Origin of the sequence: Hallella mizrahii (assembly GCF_009695775.1) — a bacterium.
Taxonomy (GTDB): Bacteria; Bacteroidota; Bacteroidia; order Bacteroidales; family Bacteroidaceae; genus Prevotella; species Prevotella mizrahii.
The window spans coordinates 23,463-42,369 of record NZ_VUNG01000014.1 but is presented as its reverse complement, the minus strand read 5'-3'; the positions used below and the strand labels follow the sequence as shown (position 1 = coordinate 42,369).

Here is an 18,907-nt window from a genome sequence, read left to right as displayed (position 1 = left end):
CATAAGTTTAACACATATATATATTAAGGAGTATGGGGTTCCCATACTCCTTTTTTATTTGTCCCTTTCGAATGTTTTTACTATCTTTGCAACGATAATCATAACACGAGAGAAATGAATATTCTTGGCATCATCATTGGTTTGTTGGCTGGTATTGTCATCGGATATCTCTTCGCGCACAGCAAGAATGCGGCAGCGGAGACACGCGCAGCGATGCTAACACAACAAATCGCGAAACTGGAAGAAGACATAAACAAGCAGAAGGAAGAATTGCAAGCCAACTACCAGCGGCAGTTGCAGGATCAGAGACAGCAACAAGCTGAGCAGCAACAAACATTGCGGGAGCAGCAGACGGAACAGCTGCAAACACTTAGACAGCAACAGGCTGAGCAGTTGCAGTCATTACGACAGCAGCAGAGCGAACAGCTGCAATCCTTGAAGCAACAGCAGGCGGAACAACTGCAAACCATGCGGCAGCAACAGGCCGACCAGCTGCAACAGCAGTCCTCTCTCCTTAAAGAGCAGATCAACACGGCATCGGAAGAGATCCTCAAACGTCGGGCCGCTGACCTCAACAGTGTCAACCAGCAACAGATGTCGGCACTGCTCAACCCGCTCCATGAGAATCTGAAGCTGATGAAAGAGGCTGTGGAGAAGAGCGACCATGACCAGACCGTGCTGATGTCGCGACTCGATGCCAGCATTCAAGAGAACTTAAAACAGGCTCATGAGGTGGGACAACGCGCAGACAAACTGGCAGAAGCACTCACCGGCGAAAACAAGACACAAGGCAACTTCGGTGAGCTGCGGTTGCGTACGCTACTGGAACAGATGGGACTCGAAGAGGGCGTACAGTTCGAAGAGCAAGTAACACTCAAAGACGAGCAGGGACGTACAGTTCATGAAGAGGACGGACACAAGATGATTCCCGACGTTATCCTCCACTTCCCCGACAAACGCGATGTGATCATCGACGCAAAAATGTCGCTCAAGGCTTTTGAGGACTATCACAATGCCACGACAGACGCAGAACGGGACGAGGCTTTGCAGCGTCATCTCACCTCGGTGCGCAGTCATGTCAAAGAGCTCACACGGAAGAAATACGCTAAATATGCTGCCAACGGCAAGGTACAGCTCGACTTCGTGGTGATGTACGTCTACAGCGAGAGTGCCCTGCAACTAGCACTCACCCACGACCCGGCACTGTGGAAAGACGCCTATGACCAAGGTGTGATCATCTCTGGCTCGCAAAACCTCTATATGATGCTGCGTGTGCTGGAGATGACGTGGCGGCAAGTGCGCCAGGCCGAGAACCAGGATGCCATGCTCAAAGCCGCCGACGAAATCATCAACCGCGTACAACTCTTCTATGAGCGCTTCCAAACAGCCGACCAGTTGCTCGACCGCACGCGCAAAGCCTTCGACGACGTGAAGACAACGACAGCACCCACCGGTATGGGCATTGCCACAGCAGCCAACAAACTCCTGAAATATGGCGCACAGGAAAATCCCAAGCGCAAGGTACGCTTGCCAAAGAATAGCACAGAAAGCCTTGAAGACAAAGAAGACTGACCCTCTGATACTAAACTGAAAAACACATGACTTACGTAGTTCTACCCGAGCAGCAGGAGCTGCCCCCCATCACCTACGACTTTGCCGTCGAGGCGTATGTGGCCCGTCACTTCCGTGACGACGACTACTTCTTTATTTGGCAGACCAAGCCCACCGTGATCCTTGGCCGCAACCAACTGCTGCAAAACGAAGTCAACGTAGACTACTGCCGCGAGCACGACGTGTTCATCTCACGCCGCAAGAGCGGTGGCGGCTGTGTCTACTCCGATGAAGGTAACATCATGTTCTCCTTCATCAGCCGTGAGCCGAACGTACAAAAGATGTTTGCCAACTGCATGCACCTCGCCGCCGACGCACTGCATCGCATCGGTGTTCCCGTAACAATCTCGGGGCGCAACGACATCCTGCTTGACGGTAAGAAGGTCTCTGGCGCTGCCTTCTATCGTACCGGCGACCGCAGTATCATGCACAACACCCTGCTCGTCAACTCAGACCTCAGCATGTTGGAACGTGTCATCACACCCGACAAAGCAAAGCTGCAAAGCAAGGGCGTGCAAAGTGTACGACAGCATGTGGGCAACATCAGCCAATACACGACGATGTCGCTGCCGGAGCTGAAAGCATCCTTCCGTCAGGCGATGTGCGGCGACAAGGCCATCACGATCACTGAGGAGATGATGCCGGAAATCAGAGAACTGCAAAAGACCTTTGCCGCCGACGACTTCATCTATGGCAAACAGCCGCTCTTCAAACTCACAAAGAAGCACCGCCTCCCGAGCGTAGGAACTATCGAAGCCTGTCTTGAAATTAAGGATAACCGCATCCACGACATTGACCTCTTCGGTGACTACTTTCTCACCGGCGACCTCGACGAGGAGCTCTTGCCACGTCTGCGCGACGTCGCTTTCACACGTGAAGCTGTGGAGAAGGCATTGCAGGGACTTGATTTAGGCAATATCATCCGCGGACTGACCATCGAAGGCCTCCTGCGTGTGCTATTCGGTCGCAAGCCTCACGTAATGAAACCTGAGTGGTTGAAGATAGACCTCAGTTCTGACAAGCAGAGCGAGAACACCTCTGAGATTATCCATAGCAACCGTCTGCACACGATCTGCGAGAGCGGACTTTGTCCCAACCGTGCCGAATGTTGGCGACTGGGCACTGCCACACTGATGATTGGCGGTGACATCTGTACACGTCACTGCCGTTTCTGCAACACGCTGAGCGGGCGTCCTCTCCCACTCGACCCCGACGAACCGCTGCGCGTGGCTGAGTCTGTAAGAGAGATGAACCTGAGATATGTTGTGCTCACCTCGGTAGACCGCGACGACTTGCCCGACATGGGTGCAGAACACTGGCGCCGGACAGTGGAAGCCGTACGGCGGAAGAGCCAAGTAAAGATTGAAGTGCTCCTACCTGACTTCCAAGGTCGTGACGATCTGTTGGACATCGTACTGCAAAGCCATCCCGACGTGGTGGCACATAACATTGAGACGGTGAGACGGCTGACGCCCTCTGTACGCAGCGTAGCCACCTACGATGGCAGCCTCCATGTGCTTAAGCATATCCACGACAACGGATTCGTCACAAAGAGCGGACTTATGCTCGGACTTGGAGAAACGGAGGAAGAAGTGCTCCAAACCTTGCGAGACTTACGTGACTGCGGTGTTGAGCGCGTGACAATCGGGCAATATCTCCAGCCCACAGCCCAGCACCTGGCCGTCGAAGACTATATCACACCCGCGAAATTCCAGTGGTATCACGAGCAGGCCTTGCAGATGGGCTTCCGTTCTGCCGTCTGTGGTCCCCTCGTCCGCTCGTCCTACAAGGCCAGCATCGGGTAGAGATAAAGACCATCGGAAGAATGTCTGACTAAACTCTTCGCACATTAAAAAGGCCCCAGGCCATCAACGGCTTGGGACCCTCTCTCTTGTATATTAACTTCAAATGGAAAAAGTAGACTATTCCTCAGCAGCAGCTTCTGCTTCATGAGCGGCGATAAGTTTCTGCTGGATGTCATTAGGCACGAGCTCGTAGCTGGCGAACTTCGTAGTGAAGCTGGCGCGGCCACCAGTCAGAGAACTGAGTGCTACGCTATAGTTGGACAATTCCTTCAAAGGAATCTTAGCGCTGAGCTTCTGATAGCCTGCCTCTGCGTCCATGCCCATGATGATGGCACGGCGCCCTTGCAGGTCACTCATCACATCACCCATGTAGTCGCTCGGCACATAAACCTCGAGATCATAGATCGGCTCCAAAATCTTTGGACCGGCCTCCTTGAAAGCCATAGAGAACGCATGACGCGCAGCCAATGTGAAGCTGAGCTCATTGGAGTCGACCGGATGCATCTTACCATCGTAGACCACCACACGCACGTCGCGCGCATAGCTGCCGGTCAATGGTCCGTGTTCCATGCAATCCATCACACCTTTGAGGATAGCAGGCATGAAACGCAAGTCGATGGCACCACCGACAACGGAGTTGATAAATACCAGCTTTCCGCCCCATGGCAGGTCGCGCTCTTCCTTCTGCTTAATATTCATCTTGAACTCCTGGCCGCCAAAGTTATAGCTCACAGGATCAGGCATACCCTCAGCATAAGGCTCCACGATGAGATGCACCTCACCGAACTGTCCGGCGCCACCGCTCTGTTTCTTATGGCGGTATTCAGCCTTAGCCTTCTTGGTGATCGTCTCACGATACGGAATCTTCGGCTCTTCGAAGGTCACGGGTATCTTCTCATTGTTCTCCAAGCGCCATTTCAGCGTGCGCAGGTGGAACTCACCCTGTCCATGCACGATGGTCTGCCGGAGTTCTTTGCTCTGCTCCACCACCCATGTCGGGTCTTCCTGGCGCATCTTCAGCAATGCAGCCATCATCTTCTCGGTATCTTGCGGGTTGTTGGCTTTGACAGCACGGCTGTACTTCGGGTTAGGATACTTGATAAAGTCAAAACGTTCCTCTGTTCCCTTACCATCAAGCGTGTTGCCCGTCTTCACATCTTTCAGCTTCACGGTACAGCCGATGTCACCGGCGTTGAGCTGATCCACGGGGATGCGGTTGGCACCGGCACAGACATAGATCTGTCCCATACGCTCCTTGGATCCACGGTCGGCATTGAAGAGATCATCGCCCGGCTTGACACTTCCACTCATCACCTTGAAGTAAGACACCTCGCCGATATGCGGCTCTATGCCGCTCTTGAAGAAGTAGAGGCTCTCCGGACCATTGCTGTCGGGCGTCACCTCTTCGCCGCGCGTGTTGCGCACCTTAGGCATCTCGCTGACAAACGGCACCACATTGCCCAAGAACTCCATCAGTCGTTGTACGCCCATATCTTTATGTGCATCGACACAGAACACGGGGAAGATGCTGCGCGTGACGAGTCCCTTACGAATACCCTCACGCATCTCGTCCTCGGTAAGCGACTCCGTATCGAAAAACTTCTCCATGAGCTGGTCGTCGTTCTCGGCCGCGGCCTCGACGAGAGCTTTGTGCAGTTCCATGGCCTTATCCATTTCCTCAGCAGGAATCTCCTCACGCTTGGGCTCACCGCCATCGGGACCCCAAGAGAGTTTCTTCATGATGAGTACATCGATCAGGCTGTGGAAGTTTGGACCCGTCTCCAATGGATACTGGATCTCCACGCACTTGCCGCCGTAGATGTCCTTCATCTGCTCGATGATGTTGTCATAGTCGCACTTGTCTGAGTCGAGCTGGTTAATCAGGAAGATGACGGGCTTCTTCAGCTTTTCGGTATAACGGAAGTTGTTTTGTGTGCCCACCTCTGGACCAAACTGTCCGTTGATGAGGATCACGGCCTGGTCAGTGACATTGAGCGAAGTGATGGCTCCGCCGATGAAGTCGTCACTACCCGGGCAGTCGATGATATTGAGTTTCTTATTGTTCCATTCCACATGAAACACGGTGGGGAAGACGGAGTAACCATACTCAAGCTCTACAGGGAAGTAATCGCTCACAGTGTTCTTCCCTTCCACTGTACCACGCCGCTTGATGACGCCGGCTTCATAAAGCATACTCTCGGCAAGGGTGGTCTTGCCGCTTCCCGCACTGCCCAGCAGGGCAATGTTCTTGATTTCGTCTGTCTGATATACTCTCATATCAAAAGGGTTTAAAGTTGTTAGATAAATGTCTCGGTCAAGGTAAACGGGTTGTGCCCGCTAATTCGTGGTTAAAGATAGGAAAAAAAACAATAGGTTGCAAATCAAAATACCATTTAAGGGCTGTTTTTTAAAACTTATTAGTAATTTTGCAGTCGTAAATAACCAAGAGTGTATCATGGCGGGACTATACGTTCACATTCCTTTTTGTGCCTCGCGTTGCATCTACTGCGGCTTCTACTCCACGACACTGCTGGAGCTGAGGTCGCGCTATGTCGATGCGCTATGCCGGGAGATGAGCTTGCAAAAGACCCATCCGCCCATTGAGACGATCTATCTCGGTGGCGGCACACCCAGTCAGCTGAGCCACGACGACCTGCTGCGGCTGTTCACCTATATATATAAGGTGTACCCCGTTGCCACTGACGCGGAGGTGACGATGGAGTGCAATCCCGATGACATCTCCCCCTCGATGTTCCGCGATCTGCCTGTCAACCGCGTGAGCATGGGTGCCCAGACCTTCGACGAAAACCGTCTGCGACTGCTCCACCGCCGCCATACCGCAGAGGAGGTAAACCGCGCGTTCGACATCCTGCGCGCCGACGGCATCCGCAACATCAGCCTCGACCTGATGTTTGGCTTCCCGAATGAGACCATGGACGACTGGCAACACGACATCGAACATGCCCTGCGACTACAGCCTGAGCATATCTCTGCCTATGGACTGATGTACGAGGAGGGCACACCGCTCTACCGTATGTTGGAGCAAGGCAAGGTCAGTGAGATCGACGAAGAACTGAGCATCAGCATGTACGACACGCTTATCGACCGACTCTCCAAGGCTGGTTACGAGCACTACGAGATTAGCAACTTTGCCAAACTGTCAGTCGACGACAAAGTCCTCCATCGTCCCTCGTCTTTTCGTAGCCGCCACAACAGCAGTTACTGGCACGACATCCCATACATAGGACTCGGCGCGGCGGCCCATAGCTACGACGGCCATTCTCGTCACTGGGCGGTTGCCGATCTCAAACAGTACATCACGCGCATCGAGTCTGGCCAATTGCCCTACACCGAGGAGCCCATCGACGAGAGCACCCACTACGACGACCTCATCACCACGGCCTTGCGCACACGGGAAGGCCTCGACATCGACAGGCTCTCGCCTCCCTATAGCTCCTATCTCCTCGCCCAAGCCCAGCCTTACCTCGACAAGAATATGCTGGCCATCACCGGTCATCATCTCCACCTCACCCGCCAAGGCATCCTGCTGAGCAACACGATCATGAGCGACCTGATGCACGTATAGAGGCCTCAACCCCCCGACCCCTCTCCCAAGGAGAGGGAGAGCAAAATGCTTCAAGGGGTCATAGGGCGTTCATCCCTTGTTTCGTCGAGTTCGCTCGGTTCGATATGCCGCTGTTGTGCAGCGGCCCTCTCGCAGTGCCTTGTCCCCCCACTGTGTTGCCCTCTCTATTCATCTTTCATCATTCAACAATGAAACTAAAAGGCTTTGCGGCAGCTCTCTTAGCCGCCATCTTCTACGGTACCAACCCCCTGGGCACCCTGCAACTCTATGCCGACGGCATGAATCCGTCGTCGGTACTTGTCTACCGCTATGCTTTCGCCACCCTGATGTTCCTCATCTGGATGGCAGCCAAGCGTGAATCGCTGACCATCAGTTGGGGCACAGCCATCCGCCTGGCTATCCTCGGCACGCTGATGTCGATGTCTTCCGCCTCGCTCTACCTGAGCTTTCGCTACATGGATGCCGGTGTGGCAAGCACGATTCTCTTCAGCTATCCGATCATGGTGGCTGTGCTGATGGTTGTCTTCTACCACGAGCACCTGACGTGGAGCACCACACTGTGCATCCTCATGGCGGTCAGCGGCATTGCCCTACTCTATCACGGCAAAGGCGGCGTGACGCTCAGCACCGTCGGCGTATCTCTCGTCATCCTCTCCTCACTGCTCTACGCCTTCTACATCATCGGCGTCAACCAAACCCACACCAAGCTCTCGCCCGTGAAGTTCACCTTCTGGATCGTCTTCTTCGGACTCATCGCCCTACTCGTCTACACCTTCTTTGCAGGAGAGCCTCTTGAGCCTCTGCGTACCCCGCTGGAATGGGCATCGGCCTTACAGCTTGCCTTGCTGCCCACCGTACTGAGTCTCTACTTCATCAACATTGCCATCGAACATATTGGCAGCACACCGACCGCCATCATGGGAGCCGTAGAGCCCGTCACCGCCGTGTGCATCGGCGTGTTCATCTTTGGTGAAAGCTTCACGCTGCGCCTTGCCGTCGGCATTGTCCTCATCCTCTCCGCAGTCATTCTCCTGGTGCTCTCAAGAGAAGAGAAAATAGAGAAATAGGAAAAACAGATAAACTTTTATTGCATTTATGTTACAAACAGAACAAATCTCGTCAATACAGCAAAGAGCGTGCTGACAACATTTGACTTGTATCAAGCAATCGACTGACAACTTTTGACCCACGTCAAAATGCGCCTACAAAAAGTGATTTTTTACACTTTTAAGTTGCCAGTATGGGGAAATGGTCGTAACTTTGCAGTGTCAAAAGATGAAAACAATATAAAGGTTTAAGATAAACAAGGTATCAAGATACAGGATAACGTAGGTATCAGTCAGGTATTAAGATACAGGATAACAACATTGAAAAACGGGAACCGTGAGGCTCCCGACATGAGAGTTAGTTAACAGATTGTGTAACCTTTTAAAGTAGAAAGGAAAAAAAGATGAAAAAGTTTATGGATAACATTAAGATGACTTTGAAGAAAGTTTGGGAGAATTACTTGGAGTGCATGAACGCTTATGGAGAGGCCCTGATGAAGGGTGGATCCTATGGCTGCGCATAAACAAGGATCTCCACAGCAAAAAAGGAGAAAGCCTCTCGGGCTTCACACCACTAAAATGATGCGAAGCTATGAGTGAACATAAGATACCCCAAGGATCACGCAAGTGCTCCTTGGGGTATTTTCGTTAACGACAAGTTGCAGAGAGTTTTAAAGCGATAAAGACAGCAAATGAAGTCTCTGAAGATCCGGTTATATATTATTGTTGAATAAACTGACATTTTTCCGCCCTTGTAGCGGCGATTTTTAGAAACAGAGAGCACATCAGCCCAAAAAACGGCAAAAATAAGCCGTTTTCTGTAATTTGTTGTCAATCAGGCACATACAAACTTCTCCCAATAAAAAGGCCTTCTTTCACCAACTTTTTAGAGACACTTTCCAAAGAATAGAGGCATCATCTCACTGTTTTTATGCTGTCATCTAACTGAGATGACCTCATCATCTCAGTTAGATGACCTGCACAAACAACCGAGATGAGGAGGTCATCTCACTGTTTTCTCATCAGCACTGTACTTTTTTCTAACTTCCACCGTACTTTTCACGTTTGTTTCTCCCCACCTTTCGTCTAGATTGCAACTCCGCGAAGCAGTCGTTTTGTCAATTAGTTTCATTTTTCTCTATCTCAATCTGAATTTCACATCAAAATCAGGGATGCTTCTGCTTAAGTCCAAATAGTGAAAACAAGATGCTTACACAGCAGAAAAAAACCATAGATAGAAATTAGCTGATAGATTTGCTTGTCTCACTATTTTTTCGTTACTTTGCAAAGTATAGAAGACATTTGGAATATATAGCATGAAGAAATACCTTAAGTGGGCGGGCTTCGCCGTAGGCATCCCCGTAGCACTGATCATCATACTCTGCTTGCTCTTCTACTTTCCGCCCTTTCAGAACTGGGCGGTGGGGCAGGTCACACGCTATGCGTCGGACAAGATGAAGATGCAGATCAGCGTGGGACACGTGCGCTTGGCATGGCCGTTGGATCTCGCCCTCGACGAGGTGAAGGTGCTTGAGCCCAACGACTCGCTGCGCGGCGTGACGGACACCGTGGCACATATCCATCGCACCGTCGCCGACGTGCAGCTCTGGCCTCTGCTGAGAAAGCAGGTCATGGTCGACGAGCTCTCCTTCCGCGACATGCAGGTCAACACCACCCACTTCATTCCCAAATGCCGCATCAAGGGCAAGGTGGGTACGCTGACGCTCAAAGCCCATGGCATCGACCTCGGCAAAGAGCATGTCAACGTCAACCACTGTCTGCTCGACAACGCCAATATCGACATCGCGCTCAGCGACACCGTACCGCCCGACACCACTCCCAGCACCAACTACTGGAAGATCGCCATCAGCCGGCTCAAAGCCCGCAACACTGCCTTTGCCCTGCACATGCCAGGCGACACGCTCGCCATCCACGCCCTCATGGGCAATCTCGAAGCACGCCAAGCCTATCTCGACCTGTTCAAGAGTCTCTATTCCGTCGGACACCTCGACTGGCAGGCAGGCGCACTGGCCATGGACCAGAACTTTGTCAAGAAGACAAAGGGACTGGACTTCAACCATCTCGCGCTCTCTGAACTTAACCTCAAGGCCGACTCCTTTTATTATTGCGACTCAAAGCTCAACCTCATCATCCGTCAGGCTGCCTTCCACGAAAAGAGCGGTCTGACCGTTGACAAGCTGCGAGGGCCCTTCCGCATGGACAGCACACGGCTCGAACTGCCTGGGCTGAGCCTTGAGACACCGGGCTCACAGCTGCGTCTGGCCTTTGCCATGGACATGAACGCCTTTGCCGACAGCCTGCCGGGAAGTCTCCGCGCCACCGTCCACGGCCACGTGGGCATGAGCGACATCAGGCTCCTCGCCGGACCATACATGCCACGTCAGCTGCTCAACAACCTGCCCCGACAGCCACTGATCGTCAACGGCAGCCTCGGCGGCAACCTCCAACGGCTACATCTCGACAGGCTCAGTCTCGCTGTCCCCACCCTGCTGCGTCTCTCCGCCGACGGTTTCCTGAGCCGTCTGACCGATCCGAAACGACTCACGGCTGATCTCAACGTAAAAGCCCACGCCTATAATCTGCGACCCGTGAAGCGGCTCTTGGGCAACACGCTGCCCAAGACGGTTGACCTGCCCAATGGCATTGGCTTCCGCGGACGCGTCAAGGTCAACGGACCGCGCTATGCCTCGACATTCATCGCCACGCAAGGTGGCGGTACGCTCAGCGGTCAGGCGGCCGTAGACACCCGTGGCGCACTGGCCTATAAAGCCCATCTGCGCGCACGCCGCTTCCCCCTCAACCACTTCCTCCCCCGCCAGGGTCTGCATCCCTTCACCGGCACGCTGGCTGCCGACGGCTCGGGCACCGACCTCTTCTCGCCGCGTACCCACATAAAGGCAGAAATCCACAGCCAGCAGTTTGCTTACTCTGGCTATAACCTCAGCGGCATCAAGGCCACCGCCAACATACGCCGCGGACGTGTAGAAGCTCATGTCAACAGCGTCAACCCGCTGTTTAAGGGACTCATAGGCATCAACGCGCAGCTCAACCGCCACGCGTTTATCGGTACCATCGCCTGCGATCTCGCCAACGCCGACCTCTACGCCCTGCATCTCGCTGACAAGCCGATCACCCTTGGGCTCTGCGGACATGTCGACGTGCGCTCGGATCTGAAACAGCACCACGACATTGAGGGCATGTTCAGCGACATCACACTCAGCGAGGGCAACCGCCACTATCGCCCACAGGAAGTCATACTCGACATACTCACCACACGCGACACCACCCACGCCATCGTGGACTGCGGCGACTTCCACCTCAACATGGATGGCAGAGGCAGCTATGAACGACTCATCAAGCACGGCAATGCCCTCGTGACAGAACTGCAGCGGCAGATCTCCAACAAGTATATCGACGAGGCACGTCTGCGCCGGCTGCTCCCCGATCTGCGCATCCAGCTCTCGGCGGGCAGCGAGAACATCGTCTACCGCGTATTGAAGCATTTTGGCTACGACCTCCACAACCTGCAGATGGACATGAGTTCCTCGCCGCTGCTCGGCCTCAACGGCACGATGCAAGCCGACTCTGTGGTCTACGACAGCATGGAGGTGGACACCATGAGGCTCACCATCAAGTCGGGACTCGACAACGTAGCCTACACTCTGCAACTGCACAATGGCAAGAAAAATCCCAAGTATGTGTTCAACGCACTCCTCGACGGCACCCTGAAGGGCAGCGGCACGACACTCACCACACGACTCTACGACGCCAAGGACAAGCTCGGACTGCGCCTCAGTCTCGAAGCCGCCATGCAGAACCACGGCATCAACATCCACATTGCGGGCGACAATCCAATATTGGCCTACAAAGAGTTTACCGTCAACGACAGCAACTATGTCTTTCTCAACGGCAACCGGCGTGTCAGTGCCAACGTGAAGATGAAGGCTGCCGACGGCATGGGACTGCAGGTCTACACTGACGACAGCAACACGGAAGCCCTGCAGGACATCACCGTCTCCACGCATCAGCTCAACCTCGGCGAGGCGCTGTCCATCATCCCCTACATGCCTGATATGTCGGGAATCCTCAACGGTGACTTCCACCTCATCCAGACCCCGGAACAGCTCTCGGTGTCCTCGGCGGTCGACGTCAAGGACATGGTCTACGAAGGCTGTGAGATGGGCGACGTAGGATCGGAGTTTACCTACATGCCCAAGCCCGACGGCACCCACTATGTCGACGGCATCCTCACCCACGACGGCGACGAGGTGGGTACGCTGACGGGTACCTATAACGCAGCCGGGCACGGATACCTCGACGCAAAGGTCAATACCGACCGGCTGCCACTGGCAATGCTCAACGGATTCATACCGCAGAAGATAGTAGGATTCAAAGGTACCGCCGACGGCAACCTGACCATCAAAGGCTCGCTCACCAAGCCTGTCGTCAACGGCGAACTCTTCCTCGACTCGGCCAGCATGTTCTCTGAGCCCTACGGCGTGGAACTTGCCTTCGCCTCAGACCCCGTGACGTTCAAGGACAGCAAGCTGCTCTTTGAGAATTTCGAGGTCTTCGCCCACAACGACCAGCCGCTCAACGTCAAGGGCTCCTTTGACTTCAGTGACCTCGACGCCATGCGCCTCAACGTACAGATGCGCGGCACCAACCTGCTGCTCGTAGACGCCAAGGAGACCAGCCGCTCCGAAGTCTACGGCAAGGCCTACGTCAACTTCTATGGCACGATGACGGGACTGCTCGACAATCTCAAAGTTCGCGGACGCACCGACGTGCTCGGCACCACCGACCTGAAATACAATCTGAAGGACACACCGCTCTCCACCGATAACCAACTCGACGGACTCGCGCAGTTCACCAACTTCAGCGACACCATCAGAGACGAGGTCAGCCGCCCGCCGCTCACGGGTCTGAACGTGGACATGAACATACACATCGACGACGGGGCGCACGTCGACGCCTATCTCAATGCCGACCACTCCAACTATGTCGACGTCATCGGCGGCGGCGACATGCGCATGCAATACAACATCGCCGATGGCGTCATCCTCCGCGGACGCTACACCATCGGCTCGGGAGAGATGAAATACTCACTCCCCGTCATCCCACTGAAGACCTTCACCATCCAGGACGGCAGCTACATCGCCTTCACCGGTGACCCGATGAACCCGACACTCAACATCACAGCTACCGAGCAGACCAAAGCGGCCGTGGGCAGCGATTCCGGCAACGGACGTACCGTCACCTTCAACTGTGGCGTCGTGGTCACGAAGACCCTTCAGGATATGGGACTGGAGTTCACCATCGACGCACCGGAAGACATGACCATCCACAACCAGCTCCAATCCATGTCGAAAGAAGAGCGCGGCAAGCTCGCCGTGACAATGCTCACCACCGGCATGTATCTCGCCGACGGCAACATGAGCAACTTCACCATGAACTCGGCACTGAGTGCCTTCCTCAACAGCCAGATCAACCAGATCTCAGGCAAAGCCCTGCGCTCCCTCGATGTCAGCGTGGGCGTGGAAAACTCGTTCAACTCACAGGGTGCCCTCCATACCGACTACTCGTTTAAGTTTGCCAAGCGCTTCTGGAACAACCGGCTGAGCGTCTCCATCGGCGGCAAGCTGTCGACCGGCGCGGAGTTGTCGGCACAGCAGGATCAGACATTCTTCGACAATGTGACCTTTGAATACCGTCTCAGCCCCACGTCGAACAAATACCTCAACCTGTTCTACATCCGCGACAGCTATGACTGGCTGGAGGGCAACGTGAGCAAGTTTGGCGGCGGCTTCCTGTGGAAGAGAAAGTTCAGCAGCCTCAGCGACCTGTTTGGCAAAGAGAAAAAAGACTCGCTCGACAACTGACACCATATATTATAGCCATTTCACTCTATGACATACACGCATATCCTTCGATCCGCAAAAACGCTGGTACTGGCTCTGATCACGCTGCTTATCACCGCCTGCTCAACGACTAAAAGCATCCCCGACGGTGACCAGCTCTTCACGGGACTGGCCAAAACCGACTATATCGCGTCCGTGCACGACACGCATTTCACCAGCACGCAAGCGGAAATCGACGCTGCCCTCGCCACAGCCCCCAACGGTGCGCTCTTTGGCAGCAGTTCGGTCAGATCTCCCTTTCAGGTAGGTCTGTGGGTCTGGAATGCCTTTGTGGGCAGTGATGACGCCTTTTCGAAATGGATGCTCTCCTCCTTCGGTTCGCGTCCTGTGCTGCTGAGCTGGGTCAATCCCGCCCTGCGCGCCTCGGTGGCTCAGGAGGTACTGCGTGCCCACGGCTACTTCCACGGCAAGGTAAGCTATGACATCCTCCAACAGCACAACCCCAAGAAGGCCAAGATCAAATACACCGTAGACATGGGACCACTGTGGACGGTGGACTCGCTGAGTTATCTGGGCTTTCCACCCCAGGCCGACAGCCTCATGGTCTCGGCCATGGGCGACGCCAAGATTCGCCGGGGCGACGCCTTTGACGTCAACACCCTCGACGCTGAGCGCCGCCGCGTGAGCACACTGCTGCGCAACAACGGCTTCTTCTATTATCAGCCCTCCTATGCCTCGTGGCTCATCGATAGCATCTCGCGACCGGGAAAAGTGCTGCTGCGGCTGCAACTCGCCGAGCAGACGCCAAGTGTGGCGGAGCGCAAATGGACCATCGGAAAGATCAACATCGACTTGCACAAAAGCTATGGCGACAGCCTCACCAACAGCGAGACACGGCGCGACATCACCATGCACTACAACGGCAAACACTCGCCCCTGCGCGTGCCCGTGATCCTCAGCAGTAACCGGCTCTTCCCCGGACACCCCTACAGCTACGCTGAATACCAGGCTGGCATCAGCAATCTCTCGTCAACAGGACTGTTCAGCACCGTCGACGTCAACTTCTCGCCACGCGACACCACCGGACTTGCCGACACGCTCGACATGCACATGAACCTGGTCTTTGACAAGCCTTACGACATCTACTTCGAAGGCAACGTCACTGGCAAAACCAACAACCGCTTCGGACCGGGCGCTGTGCTCGGTGTCACACGCCGCAACGCATTCCGAGGCGGAGAGCTCCTTGACCTGAAAGTCAAGGGCAACTATGAATGGCAGACGGCACACCACGGCGAAGGCAGCTCGTCGAAGTTCAACAGCTATGAGTATGGCATCGATGCCTCACTGCAACTGCCGCGTCTAGTCGTCCCCTACGCATCGTTTTTCCGCAAGAAACTCATCAACCATTTTCGCCGCATCGGCTTTTTCTCCACGCCGTCCACAACGCTGAAGTTCTCTACCGACATCCTCAACCGTGCCGGATTCTTCAAGCGACGCATCGTGTCGGGAGAGTGGACCTACGACCTACAGACCTCACCGACGAGCAAACATCAGTTCACCCCACTGTCGTTCTCGTATGAATATATGAAGCGGCGCACGGCGGCCTTCGACTCCGTGCTCACTGCCAATCCTTATCTGGCCTACACCATGCGCGACCAGTTCATCCCGAAGATGCAGTATGTCTATACCTACACGAGTCCGAAGACATTCCGCAATCCGCTGTGGTGGCAGACAACGGTCAGCGAAAGCGGCAACATCCTGTCATTGGGCGAGATGGCGGCAGGAAACAAATGGAGCCAGAAAAACAAAGAGCTGTTTAAGAATCCCTATGCCCAGTTCTTCAAATTGGAAACTGAACTGGTCAAGACGTGGCAACTGACGGAGCACAGCAGTCTCGTGGCGCACGGCGACTTGGGTATGCTGTGGGCTTACGGCAACTCGGGCGAGGCGCCCTACAGCGAGCAGTTTTATGTTGGCGGTGCCAACAGCATCCGTGCCTTCACCGTGCGCAGCATAGGACCGGGAAGCTACCACAACGCTGAGTCGGCAACGAATAACTATCTCGACCAGACGGGCGACTTGAAGCTGTTGGGCAACCTGGAATACCGTCCGCGGCTGTTCGGCAACCTCTATGGTGCGATGTTTCTTGATGCAGGCAACGTGTGGTCGCTGCACAAGGACGACCGCAGCGGCGGACATTTCGAACCGAAGAACCTCCTCAAGGAGATAGCGCTCGGCACGGGCGTCGGTCTGCGCTACGACATGGACTTCTTGGTCATCCGCGTGGACTGGGGCGTAGGACTGCATGTACCCTACAAGAGCGGCTTCTACAACGTCGGCTCGTTCCGTGACAGCCAAAGCCTCCACTTCGCCATCGGATATCCGTTCTAAATATTGATAAAAGACAGCCAATCGTTATAAGAAGGGTACCATATAGACGGGAAGCAGGATCGTGTCGCCATCCTTGCCCAGATCCTTTGTGTACACGAGGATGGGATCTTTGACTCGGCTCGAGAATTTCTTGCAGAAAGCATCCAAGGAGGCATGTGACCTATAGCCGAATGACCTTCCATAATCTTTTGTACATCAGTTGATTCTCAAGTGAGAATATACTAAATTTTGTGGCTCCCCCAAAATTCTAAAGGGTCAAAATCGTCATCCCCCCGAAATTTAATTGGCCGGGAATAGTCATTCCCCCGAAATTTAAGCGCCTTTGTTGTACCAGCCCCTATTCTGTAAATGCCCTCAAGCTGACACGATATTGCCAGCACGAAACGATCATCTGCTCTATCGGGTAAGAGGCATGGAACAAGAACATGACCGGACTTGCTGTAAGCGTGATGGTGTTTTGGAAAAACTATGGAGAGGAATGTAAGCTTAAGAAGAGGTGAGATATAAAACAAAAAAAATCGTGCTTGGTAGTAGGCTCACGCCTCACGGCGTAAGACAAACTCCAGCATGATTGTTACTCTGAAAATAAAATCAATCTTTCTTTCCCTGACTAACAACCTGTTGAATTGTTGAATTAAACAACCTTGTAATCTACCTAAATAATAACTAAAACCTTTTCTTAAAACCTAAAAACCTTTTCGAATCTGTCTATTTTAAAACCATTGCAAAGATACGTGGAATTTACCAAACCTCCAAATTATAGGGGAGTCTTTTAACCTTTTCTGTGATTGGTGTGTGCGATAACAACAGTTGTTAACCAATGGTGGCAGGGTTACACTTAAAATGTTAACAACATTGACCCTCTAAGAAATAATTCGCGATTATGATGGGATTCTGATTTATCTTTCGTATCTTTGCGCATAGAAAAGAAAACTTTCATGGCAGCTTTGTCTGGCATTGCTGCCAAGTATTCATTTAAAACATAACACAACATGAAAAAGTACGAATGCAATGTATGCGGCTACGTCTATGACCCCGCTAAAGGAGACCCTGATAATGGTATACAACCCGGAACGGCTTTCGAGGATCTGCCCGAGGACTGGGTATGCCCCACCTGCGGCGTAGGCAAGGAAGATTTCAGCCCCGTGGAGGAATAACAGTAAATACCAAGACAGACAGGCAGATGATGACGGCTCCTTAATATCAAGGTGCCGTCACCATCCATTTTGAATCAGGACAGAATGAAAGAGGAATAACAACAGATATGGGAAAGAAGATTACCGACAACGTCACATGGGTAGGCAAGGTGGACTGGGACTTGGTCCATTTCCATGGCGACGAGCTGTCCACTTTTCATGGCTCCAGCTACAATGCCTATTTGATTAAAGACGAAAAGAATGTGCTCATCGATACGGTGTGGCGCCCTTACGACCGCGAGTTTGTCAAGCGGCTCAAAGAGGTCATCGACCTGAAGGACATCGACTACATCGTGATGAACCACAACGAGATAGACCATAGCGGTGCGCTGCCTGAGCTGCTCCGTGAGATCCCCGGCACGCCCATCTACTGCACAAAGAAAGGAGAGGCCATCCTGCGTGGTCACTATCATCAGGACTGGAACTATGTCAACGTCAAGACGGGCGACACGCTCAACATCGGCAAGCACACGCTGACCTTCATCGAGGCGCCGATGCTCCACTGGCCCGACACGATGTTCACCTATATGTCCGGCGACGACATTCTGTTCTCCAACGATGCCTTCGGACAGCATTATGCTACCGAGTCGCTCTTCGACACAGCAGCCAACGTCAACGACGTGATGTATGAGGCAGAGAAATACTACACCAACATCCTCAACCTCTACAGCCCGATGGTGGCACGCAAGGTGAAGGAGGTGCTCGGCATGAACCTGCCCATCAAGATGATCGCTCCTTCGCATGGCGTCATCTGGACAAAGTACATCCAACAGATCATCGAGAACTATCAGAAGTGGTCGACACCATATCAGGAAAATCAGATCACCATCGTCTACGATACCATGTGGCAGAGCACACGACTCATGGGTGAGGCCATCGCCGAAGGCATCCGCCGCGCCGATCCGTCGGTGGAGGTGAAACTCTACAACGTAGCCAAAGAGGACAAGAACGACGTGCTCACGCAGATGTTCCGCTCTAAAGCGGTGCTCGTGGGCTCACCAACCATCAACTACGGCTACTCCTTTGCCATCGCAGGCATCCTCGAGATGGCACGCGGACTGAAGTTCAAGGGCAAGAAAGCTGCTGCCTTCGGCTCTTACGGCTGGAGCGGCGACGCACCGAAGCTCATCACAAAACATCTGCAGGAAGCAGGATTCGACGTTGTCGACGACGGCATCAAATGCTTGTGGGTGCCCGACAACAAGGCCATCGACGAGTGCCGCGACTACGGAGAGCAGTTCTGCAAGAAAGTAGAAGCATAAATGACTGTCGCGGCCGGACAAAACCGGTCGCGACAATTAATTTGAAAAAAAAGATGCAAATCCTTCGTCTGTTTCAAAAAAACTTTGTAACTTTGCACCCGCAAAACAAGAGCAGACGTTTTGCATTA

At 53.5% G+C, this 18,907-nt stretch carries 9 protein-coding genes; 8 read left to right on the top strand and 1 reads right to left on the bottom strand.

Features of this window, described 5'->3' with window-relative positions; all coding sequences use genetic code 11:
* The first annotated feature begins 114 nt into the window (after positions 1-114).
* Both FYJ73_RS07020 and lipA read left to right on the top strand, forming a co-directional pair.
* Positions 115-1,572 carry a DNA recombination protein RmuC gene (locus FYJ73_RS07020; RefSeq protein WP_154534005.1) on the top strand — a complete coding sequence of 486 codons (1,458 nt, stop codon included), beginning with the start codon at positions 115-117 and terminating at the stop codon, positions 1,570-1,572.
* A gap of 26 nt (positions 1,573-1,598) precedes the next feature.
* Complete coding sequence (gene lipA / locus FYJ73_RS07015) at positions 1,599-3,416, top strand: bifunctional lipoate--protein ligase/lipoyl synthase (RefSeq protein ID WP_154534004.1); 1,818 nt, start codon at positions 1,599-1,601, stop codon at positions 3,414-3,416.
* A 117-nt stretch (positions 3,417-3,533) separates the two neighbouring features.
* Here lipA and FYJ73_RS07010 read toward each other — a convergent pair whose 3' ends face one another.
* Complete coding sequence (locus FYJ73_RS07010) at positions 3,534-5,693, bottom strand: elongation factor G (protein ID WP_154534003.1); 2,160 nt, start codon at positions 5,691-5,693, stop codon at positions 3,534-3,536.
* A 178-nt stretch (positions 5,694-5,871) separates the two neighbouring features.
* On the opposite strand from FYJ73_RS07010, the gene hemW reads away from it, so the two are divergent.
* From hemW to FYJ73_RS06980, 6 genes are all read left to right on the top strand, one after another.
* Entirely contained in the window at positions 5,872-7,002 is a 1,131-nt protein-coding gene (gene hemW, locus FYJ73_RS07005; RefSeq protein WP_154534002.1) for a radical SAM family heme chaperone HemW, read from the top strand.
* 188 nt (positions 7,003-7,190) lie between these two features.
* Positions 7,191-8,069, top strand: coding sequence for a DMT family transporter (locus FYJ73_RS07000; protein ID WP_206081720.1), 879 nt, complete (start codon positions 7,191-7,193; stop codon positions 8,067-8,069).
* Between the two features lie 1,295 nt (positions 8,070-9,364).
* Complete coding sequence (locus FYJ73_RS06995) at positions 9,365-13,951, top strand: translocation/assembly module TamB domain-containing protein (RefSeq protein ID WP_154534000.1); 4,587 nt, start codon at positions 9,365-9,367, stop codon at positions 13,949-13,951.
* A 27-nt stretch (positions 13,952-13,978) separates the two neighbouring features.
* Positions 13,979-16,321: a translocation and assembly module lipoprotein TamL gene (tamL, locus tag FYJ73_RS06990; protein WP_154533999.1), complete on the top strand. Its 2,343-nt coding sequence runs from the start codon at positions 13,979-13,981 to the stop codon at positions 16,319-16,321.
* Between the two features lie 992 nt (positions 16,322-17,313).
* Positions 17,314-17,478, top strand: a complete 165-nt coding sequence (gene rd, locus FYJ73_RS06985) for a rubredoxin (protein WP_154533998.1) — start codon at positions 17,314-17,316, stop codon at positions 17,476-17,478.
* Between the two features lie 107 nt (positions 17,479-17,585).
* Positions 17,586-18,779: an anaerobic nitric oxide reductase flavorubredoxin gene (locus tag FYJ73_RS06980; protein WP_154533997.1), complete on the top strand. Its 1,194-nt coding sequence runs from the start codon at positions 17,586-17,588 to the stop codon at positions 18,777-18,779.
* Positions 18,780-18,907 lie beyond the last annotated feature (128 nt).